Raw genomic sequence first — 17,531 nt, forward strand, 5'->3', positions numbered from 1 at the left:
TTCATGAAGGGTGTGAGTTTTATGGCAAAAAAATTTAAAATTATGCTGACCTTTGACGTGGACGCGGAAACCTTATGGACAGCGCGGGATGCTAATGTGGACGGCAAAAATACAATTCGGCCGTCCATGTTGTCACAAGGCAGCTACGGCGCAAATGTCGCAGTTCCAAGGATCCTCAATTTATTGGAAGAATACGATATCAAAGGCTCATTTTTTATCCCCGGAGAAGTTGCAGAGCTCCATCCGGAGATGGTTGAAAAGATACATAGGAAAGGGCATGAAATCGGCAACCATGGATATTCACATACATGTCCTGATCTCTTTGATGACTACGAGGAGGAACGGAAAGAATATGAAGAGACAAATTGCGTGTTAAAGGAAATAACCGGATCAGCTCCAAAGGGCTTTCGTGCTCCATCATGGGAATACAGTCGAAATACATTTGATATTGTAAAAAAAATGGGGTTTACCTATGACAGTACAATGATGGGAGCTGATTCAATGGGAAAATTGGAAGTGTTCGGTGAAAAATCGGATCTTGTAGAAATTCCGATCAACTGGACGCTCGATGATGCTCCGTTTTGGCTTTTGAGTTCACAAGATTGGGGCGCTCCCATGCTGCCTCCCAGCGCAGTATATGAAATATGGACGGAAGAATTTGAATTCTTATATCAGGAAAGCGTTGATAATGTGTTTACTTTGACCTGCCATCCGCAGATTATAGGCCGCCCGTCCAGAATCAGGATGTATGAGCGTTTGATCCAATTTCTAAAGAAGCATGAAAATGTTGAATTTTTGAGATGCATAGATGCCGCAGAGCAATATGCGTAGAAAGGGGAGATGAACGATGATGGATTTTAAAAATAAAGTTTGCCTTATTTCGGGCGCTGCATCTGAAAGAGGGATCGGATTTGCAATTGCAAAAGAATTTGGTGCATTGGGAGCTATCGTAATTTTGACAGATATTGTTGAAAAAGTATACGATCGGGCAGATGATTTAAATCGCCTGGGAATGAAGAGCGCTGCATATACCTGTGACCTATGTAATGCAGAAAAGGTACAAAATATGCTGGAGGAACTATACGACAAGTATAGGAAGATTGACGTTTTGATAAATAATGCAGGGTGGCATATCGAAGGCTGTCCGGAAGAATACCCTGACTTTGTCGACGCGAAAAAAGAGGAATGGTTTCTTAAATTCAACCGGAATTTCATGACGACCTTTAATATGACGAAAACAATACTTCCAAATATGAAAAAACAGAAGGCGGGGAGGATTATTAACATTTCCTCTGTAATTGGGCCTGTGTTAGGTGCGGAAGGTGATTCCGCGTATGCGGCCAGCAAAGCGGGAATTGTCGGCATGAGCCGTTCCATCGCCATAGAAGCGGCAAAAGACAATATTACGATCAATAACATATTGCCCGGCTATATCTCGTCGGCGTCCCAGGAAGAAGATGCATATGAAGCAGGACTGAAAACGCCTATGAACCGAAATGGCCACCCGGATGAAGTCGCAGGACTCGCTGTGTTCCTTGCGTCAGAAAAAGCATCCTACATTACGGGACAAGCAATTGTCGTTGATGGCGGAGCATCGATTGAAATGAAATTCGGCTGATGCCGCTTCCCATGATCGGTAATTTTTAAGCAGATAAACGTCAGGAATGAGAGGGAGAATATGAAAGTAATGATGATTAACGGCAGCCCGAATGAAAAGGGTTGTACATATACCGCTTTGCTTCAATGTAAAAAAGGTTTGGAGGAGATGGGCGTCGATGCGAACATTGTCCACATAGGTCGTGAGCCGGTTTACAGCTGCTCCGCGTGTTTTGGATGTGAGGAGACAGGAAGGTGCGTCCATGATGATATTTGTAATAATATGCTGGCACTCGCAGAACAATCCGTCGGCATTATTGTTGGATCGCCGGTTTATTTTGCCGGCCCTACAGGAGCAATATGTTCTTTGTTAGAACGAATGTTTTTTGCAAACAGCGATGTTTTAAAAGGAAAACCGGCAGCCGCGGTTGTAAGCTGTCGTCGATCCGGTTCAACTGCTGCTTTTGACAGACTCAATAAATTCTTCGCATATAACAATATGCCAATCGTAACTTCTCAAAACTGCTGGAATGGAGTTCATGGAATAACGCCGGATGAAGTCATGCAGGATGCTGAGGGGATGCAGACGATGCGGATACTAGGCAGGAATATGGCGTGGCTCATTAAGACAATGCATGGATCGAATATAAAAATGCCATCAGAGGAGGAGTACATAGAGACCAGTTTTATTAGAGATTAGTCCAGTTTTTTATGTTCAAAGAAATGATAAATGCGCCGAAAGAATCCGACCTTTGGATCATTAATAATTTTTGAGTAAATGAGGCATTCTAAAAGTAATCATTTATATTTTAATTCATTTATTCAAAAGGAGTATACAATTATGAGCGGCAATAATGTTGTGTTAGCAAGAAATACAGAAAACGCGCCCAAAAGTCCCCTGTATTCGCAAACTGTAGCCTTTTCTCATTATAACAACCTATCAGCGCAATTACCGATCGATCCCAAATCTGGGAATTTGGTAGCAGGTGGTATAAAAGAGCAGGCCCGGCAATGTTTTAAAAACATCAAGGCTATTGTAGAAAGCATTGACCATGTAATGAGCGATATTGTTAGAATTACCATATTTATTAAGGAAATCAAGGATATTGACGCAGTGACCGAAGTTTATAAAACTTACTTTACGAGTTACCTTCCTTCATTAACAATGGCTGCAGTTTCTGACTTGCCTATGGATGCTTTGGTACAGGTTGAAGCACTTGTTTCAAATGGCGAGGGTACCATTCCAAACGCACCGCAGGCAGGCGACCTGATCAAGCTTACCAATACCACGGCAAATGCGCCAATTTGTCCTCTCTCTTCGCAGACAGTAGCTTTTTCCCATTACAATAACCTATCAGCGCAATTACCGATCGACCCAAAAACGGGAAGGGTGACAGCAAGTGATGTAAAAGGACAGGCTTGTCAGTGCTTAAAGAATATAAAGGCGATTTTGGAAAGTATCGAGGTTCCTTTTGATGATATTGTGAAAGTGAATATCTTCCTTAAGGATCTCTCAGATCTTGAAGCTGTAAACCAAGTTTATAAAACCTTTTTTCCAGATTCAGCGATCGCTAGGGCCGCAGCCTATGTTCCTGCGCGGACAGTCATTGCAGCTGCAGCCTTACCGATGGATGCCTTCGTACAGATTGAAGCAGTGGTGTCACACGGAGATGGGACGCCTCCACAGGCAATTGAAGACAGACATGGCCTGATCGTTGAAGCTAACAATACGGACAAGGTGTCAGTCGATCCTCTGTCTACGCAGACGGTAGCCTTCTCTCATTACAATAATATTTCAGCGCAGTTGCCGATCGACGCAAAAACCGGTGAACTAGTAGCGGGCGGTGTGAAAGAGCAGGCCTCCCAGTGCTTAAAAAATATTAAGGAGATCATTGAAAGCGTTGACCATGTTATGGAGGATATCGTGAAAGTAAATATCTTCCTGAAAAATATCGCGGATATTGAGGCAGTAGATGAAGTTTATAAAACATTCTTCCCAGACGGTGTTCCTGCACGGAGAGTCGTCGGAGTATCCGCGTTGCCAAAGGACGCGTTGATCCAGATCGACGCGATCGCAGGAAACGCGGAAGGTACTCCTCCAATCGTTTAACAGGAATAGGGGGATATTATTCCTCTTCTCGATAGCGAGCCCCTTGAAACTGATAATTATGAAAGTTTTAAGGGGTTTTTTCTTTAAAAAAACAGAAACAGGTGGATTGATTTAAGTGCATGATAAGGAAGCTTTGACTTAAAGAGATTCTATGCTTTTTTAACTTTTTCTGCAGAGAGACTGGTCTGGCATCCAATTGAGACTTCATAATATGGAAGAATTCTTCGATTCTCCACTTATCACTTCATTTTATCGATGCACAGAGGGGACGTGTACATTTTATAACAGCAGCGCATTGGTCGGAGAAGTCAAACCAGCGGCACATTTCTGAAGAGAACGAACGGAACGTTCCAAAATTCGGGGATATGCAGCGTCGCAAAGTAGTAGGAAATATAATGCTCCAGCTGTGCCGATATTTCCTTGGGGTCATAAAATTGATTTTCTTGTGACCGCTCCTCTATTTTTTTAAAAAATGTCCGATGCTGCAGCGGGGTACAGCCATACCATTTTTTGAAGCTGCGGTAATAAAACTTCGGATCCGAATAACCGACCGTGTAGGAGATGTCAGAAATGTTGCGGATGGAGTCGAGCAAAAGCACTTCTGAATGATAGATTCGCACGAAGTTCAGATAAGAGGAGTAACCGACGAACGAGGTCTTTTTAAAAAAGTGGGACAGATAATTGGAATTCAGATGGAGCTGGGCCCCGATCTTTGTAATCGTAAGCTTTTCTGAATAACGCTGGTTTGTAAGAACCATCACTTTCTCATATCTTTGCTTTGCCTCCTGGGAATAGTCCAACGTGTTTGCCACATAATTGAAAAAATGAAAATGCTCCAGCATAATATCCATGATTTTCAGAGCCAGATTGCAAAAGGTCTCCCTCTGGGAGACTTTTTCGTGGGGAAAACAGTAAAAATAAAGCATTGTCAGCAGAAGATGCTTCAAATTCTGCATCTCATCCTGCTTCTCCTTTCTAAGAACATACCGTTCGCATACAAAGAACATATAGGGCAGATCAGGATTGTTGAAAATCGGATGGCGCAGGTCAAAATAGAAGGAAACGAATAAATTATTTTCCGAGGACTGTAAAGAGTGGATGTCATGAGGATCGCAGGAAATAATATCGCCGTCGGTCAGGGGAATATCTTCATATGCGATATGGATAACCGCATTTCCCTTAAAACAGTAGATGATCTCCAAAAATCCTTCGTGGTAGTGACAAGCTTCCTGAGTGATTGAATAAATGGAAATCGCGACAGGTGTATCTTTTATGAAATCTGGAACAGTATTTGCGGTGTGCATAGAACCCTCCGAATATAGACATATTTGTTGATAATTATATGTTAAGTTCAACAAAAAGTCCATATAAATGTCAGAAAATAATCATTATACTGAATTTATCAAAACGGATTCCGTATAATTTTTATCTGAAACTTTTACAGGAGGTACGTTATGGCTGAGAAAGCACAAACAAATGGTGAATTTAAAAAGGTATTAGGATTAGGCTCTTTGATCTGTTTCGGCTTGGCCTATTTGGCGCCCACCGTTGTATTCAATTATTATGGACCCATGTCAGTGGCTTCAAATGGGATGTATACCACAGTAATGCTGTGTACTGCAATCGCAATGTTTTTCACGGCATTCAGCTATGCAAGCATGTCCAAAGTATTCCAAAAATCCGGGTCAGCGTATGTATATGTACAGCAATCCCTGAACCCTCATATGGGATTTGTAGCTGGATGGGTGATGCTGCTTGATTATCTGCTGCTGCCGATGGTGTGCTTTCTGCTAGTCGGGGTTTATATGAATACGTATATCCCTGCCGTGCCCGTGGCGGTTTGGATTATCGTGCTGGTCACACTCTGCTTTCTTGTCAACGTGTTTGGCATCAGCAATACGGCAAAGGCGGACAATATTATTGTAGGAGCAGCTCTGCTAATGATGGCGCTGTTTGTGGTTGTGGGTATCATAACCATTGCAAAAGGCGGTATCGACGGTACTTCCAACGGACTCATCGATGGCACCGCGTTTTACAACCCGGAGGTTTTCCAGTTCAGACTGGTCTTATACCCGGCTGCGATTCTCTGTGTATCTTTCCTGGGATTTGACGCAGTTTCCACATTATCCGAAGAAGCGAAAAATCCCAAAAAAGATATTCCCAAGGCCATTGTTCTCGTTTGTCTGGGGGCTGGAATTATTTTTACCCTTATCGCATACATTGCACAGGTTATGTGGCCGGTAGGCTGGCAGCAGATGTCCGATCCGGACGCCGGGATCTTTCAACTGCTGGCAAAGATTACGCTCATCCCCCATATGGATATCGCCTTCCTGATCATCGATAACATCGGCAGCATCGCGTGCGCCTTATCAGGTCAGGCGGCAGTCACACGAATTATGTACAACATGGGCCGGGATAATATTCTGCCAAAGAAATTATTCGGCAGGCTCAATAAATATGGCGTTCCGGTTTATAACCTCATCATCGTTGCCATCATTGGTTTGCTGGGAATCGTATTTGCAGACAACATTATGGCCGGAGCGGAACTGATCAGCTTTGGCGCGGTAACTGGATTTCTTCTCGTTAACGTTTCCGTACCAGTGTACTTCCTTATCAGAAAGAAGGAACGGAGAGGAAAGTCGATTTTCATGCATGGCATAATGCCAATCGTTGCTACCATTATATGTGCCGTCTTATGGATTAACATGTCCAATACGGCAAAAACAGTAGGTCTCATATGGCTGGCGATCGGAGTCCTTGTTTTGGCGATCCAGACAAAAGGATTCAGAAAACTTCCGCCGGAAATGGAACTTGAATAAAGAAAGAGTGAGGTGACTCCAATTATGAAAATTGATAAAGTACTATTTAACGGAAAGATTTACACATCCGTTCAGGAGACGCCTTGGGCCGAGGCTCTGGCGATTTCCGGAAGGAAGATTGCTTTCGCGGGCAGCAATGAAGAGGCGAGGGCGGTGGCAGATGCAGACACGGAAATGATCGATTTGGAAGGTAAGACCATTTTGCCGGGTTTCCTGGACGGACATACCCATCCTACCACAGTGGCCAAGACCTTTTATCGGGTGCGGATGCCGCTGACCCACGACAAGGATGAGCTGCTGGCAAATATTCAAAAATACGCGAAACAGTATCCGAAAGAGGAAAGGCCGTTCCTTTTCTGCGAAAATTATTTTGCGGAAACCTTCGGGCCGAAAGGGCCGAGAAAAGAGGAGCTGGACCAAATCGTTTCCGACCGGCCGGCAAGAATACAGGATTTTACAGACCATGCATGCTGGTTCAACTCCATGGCCCTGGAAATGCTGAAAGACGAAAACGGCATCCCCCACAGCAAATCACCTGTCGGCGAGGCGCAGTTCGTGAAAGATGAAAATGGAGAATACACGGGCTGGTGCCTGGAAGGAGGGCCGGAGGGCGATCTGGGAATCTACGACGCCATCGGATGGTATCCGCCGGATACTCCGGACGAAGAAATGATCAAGCCGCTGCTGGATTTCTTCAAGGCAAACGGCGTCATGTGCATGCTGGATGGATTCACAGAAGGCGGCGAGGCGATGAAGCTGTTTTCGGAGCTGGATCAAGCAGGGAAGTTAGGCATGTATTACGAGGGGGCTTCCCATGCGGGAACCATCCATGATCTGGAAGAAGCAATTAAAAACGTGCGGCAGTGGCAGGCGAAATACGGTACTGAGCGGGTCCATATCAACACGGTAAAAATGTTTGTGGACGGCACCAATGAATTGGGCGATTGCCTGGCGCTGGAGCCTTTCAAGAACGACCCGGAAGGAAAGAACTGCGGCCATGCCAATTTATATAAAGCGGACCTGGTCAAGGCCATGGTGCGGCTCAATGAAGAGGCCATCGATCTCCATCTGCATATCATCTGCGACGGGGCGTTCCGCAATGTGGTGGACGCTTTGGAAGAAGCCCGCAAAATCTGCGGCCATGGCTGGAAGATCCGCGTGACAGGCGCCCACTGTGAGCTGACCCATCCTCATGACCGCGAAAGGGCCGCAGAGCTGGGTCTTTACATCGACTGGTCCACCCATTGGTCCGGCGGGTACTTTGGCGAAGCGGCGCAGGAATTCCACGGAATCGACCGCTGGAATACCATGTATGATTTTCGGGAATTCACAGCAGCAGGGGGGAATCTGGGATTCTCCAGCGACGTATTCAGCTATCAGGAAGCGGTGCGGGCGAACCCATTCTTCGGCATTCAGGCAGCCATGACGAGAGTTGATCCTGTGTTTCCCCTGGACCCGAAAAAATATCCCGGCAGCGCCCGCCCGCCCGAGGGAGCAAAATACACGCTGGAGGAACTGATTAAAGGCTACACCATCAATAATGCCGCCCGCCTGAGGCTGGATGATAAAATGGGTTCCCTGGAGCCCGGAAAACTGGCCAACTTTATGGTCCTGAATCGAGATATCTTTACAACTTCCGCTGAGCAAATGTCTGCGGTAACAGCTGAATGTACCTATTTCGAGGGCGAGAAACGCTGTATTACAAGCAGCCTGTCTGTGAGCAGAGAATGAACTGGCAGGCGCTGCTCTGCTATTCTGGATCCGAAGGAAGCGGGCCCTTCGGGCCCGGATTAATAAAAGGTAAAAAGTAAAATGATCGATAGAGCTTGTTTTGATCTAAGTTTGCGATGATTTACTCCTGCCCTCGACTTTCGGATTCGAGCCCCGGCCCCGGAACCTGGACCCCGCCCCCCTCAAGGATTCAGAGGTCACGACGATCACGATTATTGCGACAGATGTTTATGTCCGGAAAAAAGCGTAAATTTTATTCGAAATTTACGCTTTTTTCAACGATTGCATCGCCTCAAAGCAGCTAGACCAGCTGCCAGGCTGCCTTTTTTCGAAATGAGGCCACGCAAACCCACAACTTTGCGTAAAAATTACAAATATATTTGAGCATTTACCGGATTTCAACTGTTGAAGCCAATACACTGCACAAAACAAAACATGCCGGATCATTTCGTGTACTTGTCGGAATAGTATGGTATACTAAACCTATCTACACTTTGTGTCAGGAGGTATCATGAGTAATTTCAAGTTGACGCTTGCAGAATGCAGGCAGATCCTGGATCATATTTCAGGCCTGGTGGTGATTGACGCACAGGGCAAGGTAAGATTTCTTTCAAAAGATATGGTAGAAAGAGTCCAGCAGCTGGGCGTATCCAAGAGTGAGGCCGATAATTACTACGGCAAAGACATTCAAAAAATCAATCCCGTATCAAAGATCGGCAATGCTTTAGACAAGGATGCAAAGCCGCAGATTGTCTTTTACCAAACGGTAGGGATCACGGGAGCGGCGGTGATCTATCCCATCGTTGAAAAGGGGGAACTTCTGGGCGCGGTCGATTACGACGTTTTGCCCAATGACGCGTACATTCGCATCTTCCTGGATATGGTCGCGGAACGCTCCCTAAATCATGATCTGGACTTTGAAATCGATATCGAAGAGCTTTTTAATAAAGTAAACAGCGGCGGAAATGTGAAATATCGGATACAGGACATCCTGGGCGAAAGCGAGGCGATTAAAAAGCTGAAACAGAGGATCTACATATGCGCGGATGCGGATACAACGGTTCTGATCAATGGAGAAACGGGAACGGGAAAGGAACTGGCAGCAAATGCAATCCACCATATTTCCAAACGAGCGAATGGACCGATGATCGAAATCAACTGCGCTGCCATTCCGGAAAATCTCGTTGAATCCGAACTCTTCGGATATGAAGAAGGCAGTTTTACAGGGGCGCAAAAAGGCGGCAGGCCGGGAAAATTTGAGCTGGCTGACAAAGGTACGATTTTCTTAGACGAGGTAGACCAGCTGCCCATGCACATCCAGCCCAAGCTGCTGAGGGTGCTGCAGGAAAAAGAAATTGACCGGATCGGCGGAAAAAAGATCGGGGTCGATGTGAGGGTCATAGCGGCTACCAACAAGAATTTGCCGGAGCTGGTAAAGGACGGCCGTTTTCGTGAGGATTTGTTTTATCGCTTAAACGTTATCGAACTGCGGATACCTCCGCTGCGGGAGAGAAAAGAGGATATCAGACTGCTGACTGAGCATAAGATCAAGACCATTGATAAGGATATAAAGGGCATCACCAAAGGCGCTATGAAAATTCTTTACAATTACAGCTGGCCGGGAAATATTCGCGAGCTGTTCAATGTCATCGACCGGAGCGCATATTTTTGCAGCGGCGATCGGATCGAAGAAGACGACATTATGGAAATGCTGCCCCAAGAGAAAAGAAAAGAATATGGCAGCCGCGAGATCAAGTCGCTGGAGGCTGTTCGAGATGAAGCGGAAAAGCAGGCGATCAAACGGGCGCTGGAGCTTTATGGCGGGAACAAATCCAAGGCCGCGCAGGCGCTGGGAGTAACCAGAAGCAATTTGTATCACAAGATGAAAAAGAACCATATCGAATAATTGTATTATATTTTGTCACCGTCAAAATATAATACAGCATGAAAACGGTTTTATTTTAACGAGTTTCTAAGACTATGTGTATCATATTTTGACACATGGTCTTTTTGTATGTGTGAATATATTGAAAAGTAAGTATCTTTGAATTGGCATAATACTTGCTTTATATATTAGCGTTTAAACAGTAGACGTATTTCGATATCGAAAAGATGTTAATGCCCAATTGAGTTGTTATAAGGAGGATATTCAAATGATGAACCAAACAACTTCAAAAATTGGCGTCAAAACCAAATTGAGCTATGCGGTCGGGCAAATGGCGGACTCAGCATCTTTTAACCTTTATTATTGCTTTTTCCTGTACTTCCTAACGGATTTCGCGGGGATGAACCCGGCGCTTGCGGGGATGATTTCGCTGATCGCGATCCTGTGGGATGCCGTTACCGACCCGATCATTGGCTATATATCGGACAATCTCAAATCAAAATACGGAAGAAGGAGGCCCATGATCCTGGCGGGGGCCATACCATACGGCATATCTGTATTTTTGCTGTTCAACAACATCGACCTGGGCGGAAACGCGCAGTTCTTCTATTTCCTTGCTGTGGCACTGCTGTTCTGGACGTCCTTTACCACCTATGACATACCGTTCTTCTCCCTTGGCGCCGAGCTGAGCGAGGACTTCAATGAGAGAACTTCCCTGCGGGCGTGGTCCAGCGTATTCATGTATCTGGCCTCCATGCTGGCCACGGCCCTGCCGCCGATCCTTTTGAGCAAACTGCAAGGCAGCGGCTATTCATCCGATTTCGCATGGAATTTTATCGGTGTGCTGTTTATGGCCATCACCATCCTTGCCGGACTGGTATGTTGGAATTTCACCCGGGGGAAAGAAGACAAAATCGACTGGTCGGAAGTGAAAGACAAAGCAAAAATGAATTTTTTCACCAACTATATCTCAGCCTTTAAACTCAAGCCGGTCAAGTGGCTTCTCTTATCCGTTTTTTCCGTAGCCCTTATAGCGGCGGTCGTAAGTAATTCCAGCATGTACATGATGAACCACGTATTGGGCTTTTCCGCTGAAAAGCAGTCCCTTTCCTTTATCATCTATACGATTGTCAATTTAGGGTGGATCCCTGTTGTTAATATCCTCTCGCAAAAAGTTGATAAGAAGTACGCGTATGCAATCGCATTGGGCGTGAGCGCGGCAACCGCCCTGATCGTAGTGATCATGGGCTATGACATGTATACCCGCTTGGTCAGCAATTACGCGATATACATCGTATTTCTCACCATATCATCCTTTGGGACATGCGCTTTCTGGACCTTGTATTTTGCCATGATGTACGATCTTTGCGAAGTGGATGAATTTGTAAATGGGACAAGAAAAGAGGGGACTCTGAGCGCATTGACCTCCTTTTTCCAAAAACTTGGCGCGGCCAGCGCTTCATGGCTGACCGGCATGCTGCTGGCCAAAGGCGGCTACGACGCGGCCTTAGCTGTACAGACCATAGAAGCAAAGCATATGATCTTCAATATATTCAATTTGGTACCGCTCATTGGAATCGTCATAGGGATTCTCGCGATCCTCAAATACCCGATGACCAAGAAACGGTTCTACGCTTTGCTAAAGGCATTGAAGCTGAAAAGGGCGGGAAAAGAATACAGCACCGATGGATTTAAAGAATTGCTGTAGAAGTAAGGAAAGAAGGCCCAATGGGCCGCTAAGAAATTATCATAGAGACGAAAGGAATTTAAAATGAAAAAAAGAGCGCGTGATTTAGGAATCAACTTTTTTGGAGACCCGGGAAAAAACAATGCCATAACGGACGTAGAAGGGGTCGAGGTGGGCTACAGCACCATCATCAAGGGAGAGCCGGATAATTTTAAAGGGAGAGGCTCAAACTTTGCCAGAACAGGCGTTACTGCGATCCTGCCCCGGGGGAAGCAAAAGAGCGTCGTGTATGCGGGCCGGCATGACCTGAACGGCAATGGAGAACTAACCGGCACCCACTGGATGGACGATTCAGGCTTTATCCATGGGCCCATCATGATCACGAACACCAACAGCGTGGGCATCGTCCGGGATACGGTCACCAAGTGGATGGTGGAAAACGATTACTACCAGCACCTGGTTTTCATGGGGGAAGAAATTGACGAATGCGGATATTTTTATCCGGTCGTCGGGGAAACCTGGGACGGTCTGCTCAATGATATCAATGGGTTCCACGTGAAAGAAGAGCACGTATATGAAGCTCTAAACAACGCAAAGGCGGGGCCGGTCGCGGAAGGGAACGTAGGCGGCGGGACCGGCATGGTATGCCATCAATTCAAAGGCGGGACAGGGACCGCCTCAAGAGTGCTGCCAAAGGAATTCGGCGGATATACGGTGGGCGCGCTGGTGCAGGCGAACCACGGCATCCGCATGTGGTTTGAGGTCAATGGAATCCCCATGGGACAGGAAATCGAGGGGGCCGATCCCGTGTGCAATACCTTTGCGCCCAAACCGGGAACCGGCTCCATCATCGTCGTTCTTGCCACAGACGCGCCGGTGAATCCGACGCAGCTTTCCAAGATGTGCAAACGCGTACCCATTGGGATCGGCAAGCTGGGCAGCGGATATGAAAACGGCTCGGGCGATATCTTCGTCGCCTTTTCCACAGCCAACGAAAACGCTTACACCAACAACGTTTCCACCGCAGAAGTCCTTGGGGATTATATGATGGACGCGATCTACAGAGCTGTGGCGGATTCGGTGGAGGAAGCGATTTTGAATGCCCTTTGCGCGGCAGAGACCATGGAAGGCGCCAATCACAATAAGTTTTACGCCATGCCCCATGATGAAGTGGTGCGTATTTTAAAAAAGTATAGAGGAGAATGAACAATGTATCGAAGGAATGCCTGGGAGAAATATAGGGAAGAAGATTTAAGAAAGGTCATGGATTTTAACGAAGGTTACAAGCGGTTTCTTTCCTCCGCCAAGACAGAACGGGAATGTGTGAAAGAGGCCGTGCGCCTGGCGGAAGAAAAGGGCTTTGTGAATTTGCAGGGTGTGTTCAAAAGCGGACGGCCGTTAAAAGCGGGAGATAAGCTTTATGGAATCAATCGCCATAAAAATGTTGTGCTGTTTGTCTTAGGAGAAAAACCTTTGGAAGAGGGGATGCGGATTCTGGGCGCGCACATTGATTCGCCCCGGCTCGATCTGAAACCAAATCCCCTGTATGAAGAGGGAGGCTTGGTACTGGCGGATACCCATTATTATGGAGGAATCAAAAAATATCAATGGACCGCTCTTCCCCTGGCGATCCACGGGGTAGTGGTACGCAGAGACGGCAGCAAAGCGGAAATACGTATCGGTGAAGAGGATGGAGAACCGGTCGTAGGAATCAGCGATCTTTTGTATCATTTTTCGGAAGAACAGTTGAAAAAAAGCGGGGAAACGGTTGTGGAAGGGGAAAATCTGGATGTCACCTTCGGACACATGCCGCTCAAGGATACGGAAAAAGAGGCCGTCAAATCAAACATCCTGAAACTGCTCAAAGAAACCTACGACATAGAGGAAGAGGATTTTTTCAGCGCGGAGCTTGAAATCGTTCCCGCCGGCGCGGCAAAGGACTACGGTCTGGACCGGAGCATGGTCATGGCATACGGGCAGGACGACCGGGTCGGCGCCTATACATCCCTGGCCGCGGTCCTCGATCTGGAGCACAGCCGACACACCGCCTGCTGCGTCCTGTTTGATAAAGAAGAAATCGGCGATGTGGGAGCCACGGGAGCCCACTCCTTATATTTGGAAAATCTGGTGGCCGAGCTGATCTGGTACATGGGAAATACTTCACCCCTTGCAGCAAGGCAAGCCATGGCCCGCTCAAAAATGTTCTCCTGTGACGTAAGCGCGGCCTTTGACCCGCTTTACCCGGAAGTTTATGAAAAAAAGAACACCGCGATCCTTGGCCATGGCATGGTGCTGAGCAAGTATACCGGCAGCGGCGGAAAGATCTATAGCAATGATGCCAATCCGGAATATATTGCCTCGCTGCGCAGGATTTTTGAATCCGCGGGCGTCAATTATCAGACTGCTGAACAGGGAAAGGTGGATACCGGCATGTTCCAAACCATCGCTTATATAATGAGCAGCTATAATCTGGACGTGATCGATGCCGGCGTAGCCGTAATGAACATGCATGCTCCGTGGGAAGTGGTTTCAAAGGCCGATGTTTACGAAACCTATTTTGGATGCAAAACTTTTTTGGAAAAGATGTAAAGGAGAGGGCTGCTAAATGGAGTTTATTTCTCTTATGGAGATCATTGGAACCGTTGCCTTTGCCGTTTCCGGTGCGCTGGCTGCCATTGAAAAGACGCTGGCCGTACGCCTGGCAGCCCTGAAAATGAATTGGCCTTTGGGAAGAGTATCTGTTTTAGAGAAATAGCCGGAAAAACACCTTCATTTAAGTTTATGGAGGTGTTTTTATGACCGGAGTTTGCCTTCATTACTGGCGAACACTATTTTTTCTTTTTTGAGTGTCCATGGGCAAGGGCTGACGCAGACTTATTTGGAAATCAGCGGAGCCTAATTCAGCGGAACCTTGAAATCTCCTGATCCCGTCTGGCATCCACCTTGATGCTCTGCAATTCCATAAGGGCCCCGGTCGCCTCTTTGATCATATCGGACAAGTCGCTTTCGATCGCATGGTAGAACAGCCTGCGCCCTTCTTCCACATGACCTGTGTTTTTGATATCCGCTAACAGCGTCTTTTCCATTGTGCCGAATATCCCGTAGGCGGAAATTTCGATGATGCCGCCTGACAGAAAGACGACCGCGTCCCTTGGGCCCTTTCCTGACTTCTCTTTCAACAGTTTTATGAACAGCTTTCGTATCGTCTCTTCGATCTCCTTTTTGTTCTCAAAATCAAAAATCTGCGCAGCAGACGCCCTGGCCTTTTGCTCGAGGATCGATTTGCCGATTCGTCTTAGCTTTTCCTCAAAGACCTCCATATCAATGGGTTTTACAATGTAATTTTCAATATCAAGATCAACAGCTTCCAGTATGGTCTCAGCGTCTGACACTGTGGACGTAATGAGAAACTTGCAGGAAGAATTGGTTTCTCTGATTTTCTTGATCATTTCAAGACCGCCCATGCCGGGCAGAAGGATATCCACAATCGCGATGTCCGGATCAAATTGATCAAACAGACGAATGCCTTTTTCCGCGTTTTCCGCAAGAAAAACTTTGCCGAAACGTCTTTTTAAAAATCGTTCAATGCTGGACCGCGTATTGTCGTTGTCTTCGATGTATATCACTTTCAGCTCTTTTAAAATATCCATGATGTTTCTTATATGACCATTGAAATCCCAACGATCATTGTTTCCTCTCTTTCATCGTTATTATAAAGGTCACACCCGCTTTTTCGTTGCGAAAACCGATCTCGCCGCCGAAATGGGATTCTATGATTTGTTTCGCCAGATATAGTCCGATTCCGCTGCCCCCGTCCTTTTCTTTCGTTGAATAGTACGGGAGAAAAATTTTATCAGAGCTTTCTTTTGGTATCGCTCCGCCGCTGTTGAAAATACGCAGAGAAATGATTTTCCATTGGGCCGTATCCCTTTGATCAGAATCTATTTTTATGATCCTCGGTTTTATTTCCGATAAAATGGCTCCATCCCGCGCGTTTTCGAGAATGTTAAAAATGCATTGTATAAACTCATTTCTGTAGTTGATAATTGTGAGCTCCGGATCCACCTCATTCATGATGTTTATTTCGTTGATCACCAGCTTTTCCCGCATGATCGAAAGGGCTTTCTCCACGCTGTCTTTTATGAAGAAGCGTTCTTTCCTCCTGTCAGGTTTCAAGAAATCAGCAAAATCAGTTATGGTGCTCGACATGATGGATACGTTTTCGCGCATTTTTGTTTCGTATTCCTTAAAACGCTCCCACGTCAATTCGCCCGCATCGTAATCGTCCTTCATATTTGAAATGTCGATGTTGATATTATTCAGGGGCTGTTTGCATTGGTGGGAGATGTTTCCGATCATTTCACCCAGCTTCGCCTGTCTGGACTGATTGATCAGAAGAATTTCGTTTTGCTGCGCCGATTTTACGACAGGGCCGTAGAATCGTTTGATCAGTAATATGGCGATTACGACGATAATGGAAACCGTCACGAACATGGTGATCATCAAGGTTGTCCTGGTTTCCGTAGCCGGAGTCATGACCGTGGCTACAGTCTGCGTTGTGGCCAAAATCCACCCGTTGTTCAAAGTCGTATATGCGGCAATATGCTTTTTTCCATCCGAAGAAGTATACCAGACCGGCTCTTGATCGGCGCCCAAAGAAGCGATCTGGGAAACGAGGGGAGCATAAAACTTTGCGGGATTTTTTACATTGTCGCTGGATGCACAGAAATTCAGCTTGGCATCGAAAAGGATGATCTGGCTGTCGCTGTACAGTTTAATCGCTTTGAGAATATCATCCACCTCGGACATCAGCATATCGGAGCCGACGATGCCGATCAGATTTCCGTCGGAATCATATACGGATTTGGTGTGGGTCAGCATATATTCGTCGAGGGAGGATTCATAATCAGGCGCGCCCCAATAGTCACCGTTTTTGATTGCGTCAAAATAATAATTCACTCTGGGATTCCCCTCTACAAGCCAGCTGGGAGCATACATCCGCGCGTCAATGGGGACGACCCTGCCGTCTTTGTAGGCGTACCACACCTCTTCCATGCTGGAGTGAAGCTGGGGTGAAAAGGTAACATATAGTCCCGAAAGATGTTCGGTGTTGGAAAGGGACTGTTTGAGAATATCGCCGGCCTGATGTTTGAGGCGCAGAAACGTATCGTAATCATCGATATAATTTTCATGGGAAAAGGTCACCTGCACAATGGACTGCATCATATTTACCAGACTGGACATGCTGTTGATCACCACATCAAGATCCGTGCCCGCGCTTTTTGTAGCGTATTCGATCTTGTCTTTTGCTTCTTTCTCAAAGGCGTTTTGATTGCGAATCAGCCCTATGATTTCAATGGGAAGAGCGATTAAGAGGGCCCCCAGGATAATTAAAATAACCACACGTTTGAATATTTTTTTCATAAGCGTACACCATTCACAATTATGCGGAATAAAGGATTGATCGGAATGTAAGGGAGTATAGTGCACAACAGATCAATTGTCAAGACGCCGTTGACAAAGTGGATGATATATTCTATAATTTTGCCATGGGATAGAGTAGACTGCGGGCGCAGGAGACGATATCTTAAGATTTTAAAGAAGAAAATTGAGAGACTAAAAAGAAAGTATCATTACATTGCTTTTTATGGATCAATGCATTTATTTGCATTGGTCTTTTTTTGTTATTTTATAAGGAGGGAG

The 17,531-nt window shown here is 46.2% G+C and carries 14 protein-coding genes; 11 read left to right on the top strand and 3 right to left on the bottom strand.

Features of this window, described 5'->3' with window-relative positions:
- Positions 1-21 precede the first annotated feature (21 nt).
- The 4 genes from NIA71_RS15540 to NIA71_RS15555 all read left to right on the top strand — a co-directional run bounded on the left by NIA71_RS15540 (position 22) and on the right by NIA71_RS15555 (position 3,706).
- Positions 22-831: a polysaccharide deacetylase family protein gene (locus NIA71_RS15540; RefSeq protein ID WP_253020897.1), complete on the top strand. Its 810-nt coding sequence runs from the start codon at positions 22-24 to the stop codon at positions 829-831.
- A gap of 16 nt (positions 832-847) precedes the next feature.
- Positions 848-1,618 (top strand): SDR family NAD(P)-dependent oxidoreductase, encoded by a 771-nt coding sequence (locus NIA71_RS15545; protein WP_148397424.1) that lies wholly within the window; start codon positions 848-850, stop codon positions 1,616-1,618.
- 60 nt (positions 1,619-1,678) lie between these two features.
- Positions 1,679-2,296, top strand: coding sequence for a flavodoxin family protein (locus tag NIA71_RS15550; protein WP_253020898.1), 618 nt, complete (start codon positions 1,679-1,681; stop codon positions 2,294-2,296).
- A 141-nt stretch (positions 2,297-2,437) separates the two neighbouring features.
- Complete coding sequence (locus tag NIA71_RS15555; RefSeq protein ID WP_253020899.1) at positions 2,438-3,706, top strand: RidA family protein; 1,269 nt, start codon at positions 2,438-2,440, stop codon at positions 3,704-3,706.
- A 308-nt stretch (positions 3,707-4,014) separates the two neighbouring features.
- Here the strand turns inward: NIA71_RS15555 and NIA71_RS15560 are convergent, their stop codons facing one another.
- Complete coding sequence (locus tag NIA71_RS15560) at positions 4,015-5,010, bottom strand: helix-turn-helix transcriptional regulator (protein ID WP_227755471.1); 996 nt, start codon at positions 5,008-5,010, stop codon at positions 4,015-4,017.
- 150 nt (positions 5,011-5,160) lie between these two features.
- Between NIA71_RS15560 and NIA71_RS15565 the strand changes: the two genes are divergently transcribed.
- From NIA71_RS15565 to NIA71_RS15595, 7 genes are all read left to right on the top strand, one after another.
- Positions 5,161-6,525 carry an APC family permease gene (locus NIA71_RS15565; RefSeq protein WP_148397421.1) on the top strand — a complete coding sequence of 455 codons (1,365 nt, stop codon included), beginning with the start codon at positions 5,161-5,163 and terminating at the stop codon, positions 6,523-6,525.
- Positions 6,526-6,549: 24 nt separating this feature from the next.
- A complete protein-coding gene (locus NIA71_RS15570; protein WP_253020900.1) occupies positions 6,550-8,256 on the top strand; it encodes an amidohydrolase in 1,707 nt (568 codons plus the stop codon).
- Between the two features lie 511 nt (positions 8,257-8,767).
- Entirely contained in the window at positions 8,768-10,162 is a 1,395-nt protein-coding gene (locus tag NIA71_RS15575; RefSeq protein ID WP_253020901.1) for a sigma-54 interaction domain-containing protein, read from the top strand.
- Positions 10,163-10,409: 247 nt separating this feature from the next.
- Positions 10,410-11,849 (top strand): MFS transporter, encoded by a 1,440-nt coding sequence (locus tag NIA71_RS15580; RefSeq protein ID WP_253020902.1) that lies wholly within the window; start codon positions 10,410-10,412, stop codon positions 11,847-11,849.
- 63 nt (positions 11,850-11,912) lie between these two features.
- A complete protein-coding gene (locus NIA71_RS15585; protein ID WP_253020903.1) occupies positions 11,913-13,034 on the top strand; it encodes a P1 family peptidase in 1,122 nt (373 codons plus the stop codon).
- A 3-nt stretch (positions 13,035-13,037) separates the two neighbouring features.
- Positions 13,038-14,417, top strand: a complete 1,380-nt coding sequence (locus NIA71_RS15590) for an aminopeptidase (RefSeq protein WP_253020904.1) — start codon at positions 13,038-13,040, stop codon at positions 14,415-14,417.
- A gap of 16 nt (positions 14,418-14,433) precedes the next feature.
- Complete coding sequence (locus NIA71_RS15595; RefSeq protein WP_253020905.1) at positions 14,434-14,583, top strand: TRIC cation channel family protein; 150 nt, start codon at positions 14,434-14,436, stop codon at positions 14,581-14,583.
- A gap of 145 nt (positions 14,584-14,728) precedes the next feature.
- Here the strand turns inward: NIA71_RS15595 and NIA71_RS15600 are convergent, their stop codons facing one another.
- Positions 14,729-15,478 carry a Na-translocating system protein MpsC family protein gene (locus NIA71_RS15600; protein ID WP_253020906.1) on the bottom strand — a complete coding sequence of 250 codons (750 nt, stop codon included), beginning with the start codon at positions 15,476-15,478 and terminating at the stop codon, positions 14,729-14,731.
- A gap of 34 nt (positions 15,479-15,512) precedes the next feature.
- Positions 15,513-17,252 carry a sensor histidine kinase gene (locus NIA71_RS15605; protein WP_253020907.1) on the bottom strand — a complete coding sequence of 580 codons (1,740 nt, stop codon included), beginning with the start codon at positions 17,250-17,252 and terminating at the stop codon, positions 15,513-15,515.
- Positions 17,253-17,531 lie beyond the last annotated feature (279 nt).

The sequence above is a fragment of the Ihubacter massiliensis genome (assembly GCF_024125305.1).
Lineage (GTDB): Bacteria > Bacillota > Clostridia > Peptostreptococcales > Anaerovoracaceae > Hominibacterium > Hominibacterium faecale.

What these genes read in the sequence shown, in the direction of transcription:
- NIA71_RS15540 (WP_253020897.1), top strand. Translation starts at nt 22, where the DNA reads ATGGCAAAAAAATTTAAAATTATGCTGACCTTTGACGTGGACGCGGAA.
- NIA71_RS15545 (WP_148397424.1), top strand. Translation starts at nt 848, where the DNA reads ATGATGGATTTTAAAAATAAAGTTTGCCTTATTTCGGGCGCTGCATCT.
- NIA71_RS15550 (WP_253020898.1), top strand. Translation starts at nt 1,679, where the DNA reads ATGAAAGTAATGATGATTAACGGCAGCCCGAATGAAAAGGGTTGTACA.
- NIA71_RS15555 (WP_253020899.1), top strand. Translation starts at nt 2,438, where the DNA reads ATGAGCGGCAATAATGTTGTGTTAGCAAGAAATACAGAAAACGCGCCC.
- NIA71_RS15560 (WP_227755471.1), bottom strand. Translation starts at nt 5,010, where the DNA reads ATGCACACCGCAAATACTGTTCCAGATTTCATAAAAGATACACCTGTC.
- NIA71_RS15565 (WP_148397421.1), top strand. Translation starts at nt 5,161, where the DNA reads ATGGCTGAGAAAGCACAAACAAATGGTGAATTTAAAAAGGTATTAGGA.
- NIA71_RS15570 (WP_253020900.1), top strand. Translation starts at nt 6,550, where the DNA reads ATGAAAATTGATAAAGTACTATTTAACGGAAAGATTTACACATCCGTT.
- NIA71_RS15575 (WP_253020901.1), top strand. Translation starts at nt 8,768, where the DNA reads ATGAGTAATTTCAAGTTGACGCTTGCAGAATGCAGGCAGATCCTGGAT.
- NIA71_RS15580 (WP_253020902.1), top strand. Translation starts at nt 10,410, where the DNA reads ATGATGAACCAAACAACTTCAAAAATTGGCGTCAAAACCAAATTGAGC.
- NIA71_RS15585 (WP_253020903.1), top strand. Translation starts at nt 11,913, where the DNA reads ATGAAAAAAAGAGCGCGTGATTTAGGAATCAACTTTTTTGGAGACCCG.
- NIA71_RS15590 (WP_253020904.1), top strand. Translation starts at nt 13,038, where the DNA reads ATGTATCGAAGGAATGCCTGGGAGAAATATAGGGAAGAAGATTTAAGA.
- NIA71_RS15595 (WP_253020905.1), top strand. Translation starts at nt 14,434, where the DNA reads ATGGAGTTTATTTCTCTTATGGAGATCATTGGAACCGTTGCCTTTGCC.
- NIA71_RS15600 (WP_253020906.1), bottom strand. Translation starts at nt 15,478, where the DNA reads ATGGATATTTTAAAAGAGCTGAAAGTGATATACATCGAAGACAACGAC.
- NIA71_RS15605 (WP_253020907.1), bottom strand. Translation starts at nt 17,252, where the DNA reads ATGAAAAAAATATTCAAACGTGTGGTTATTTTAATTATCCTGGGGGCC.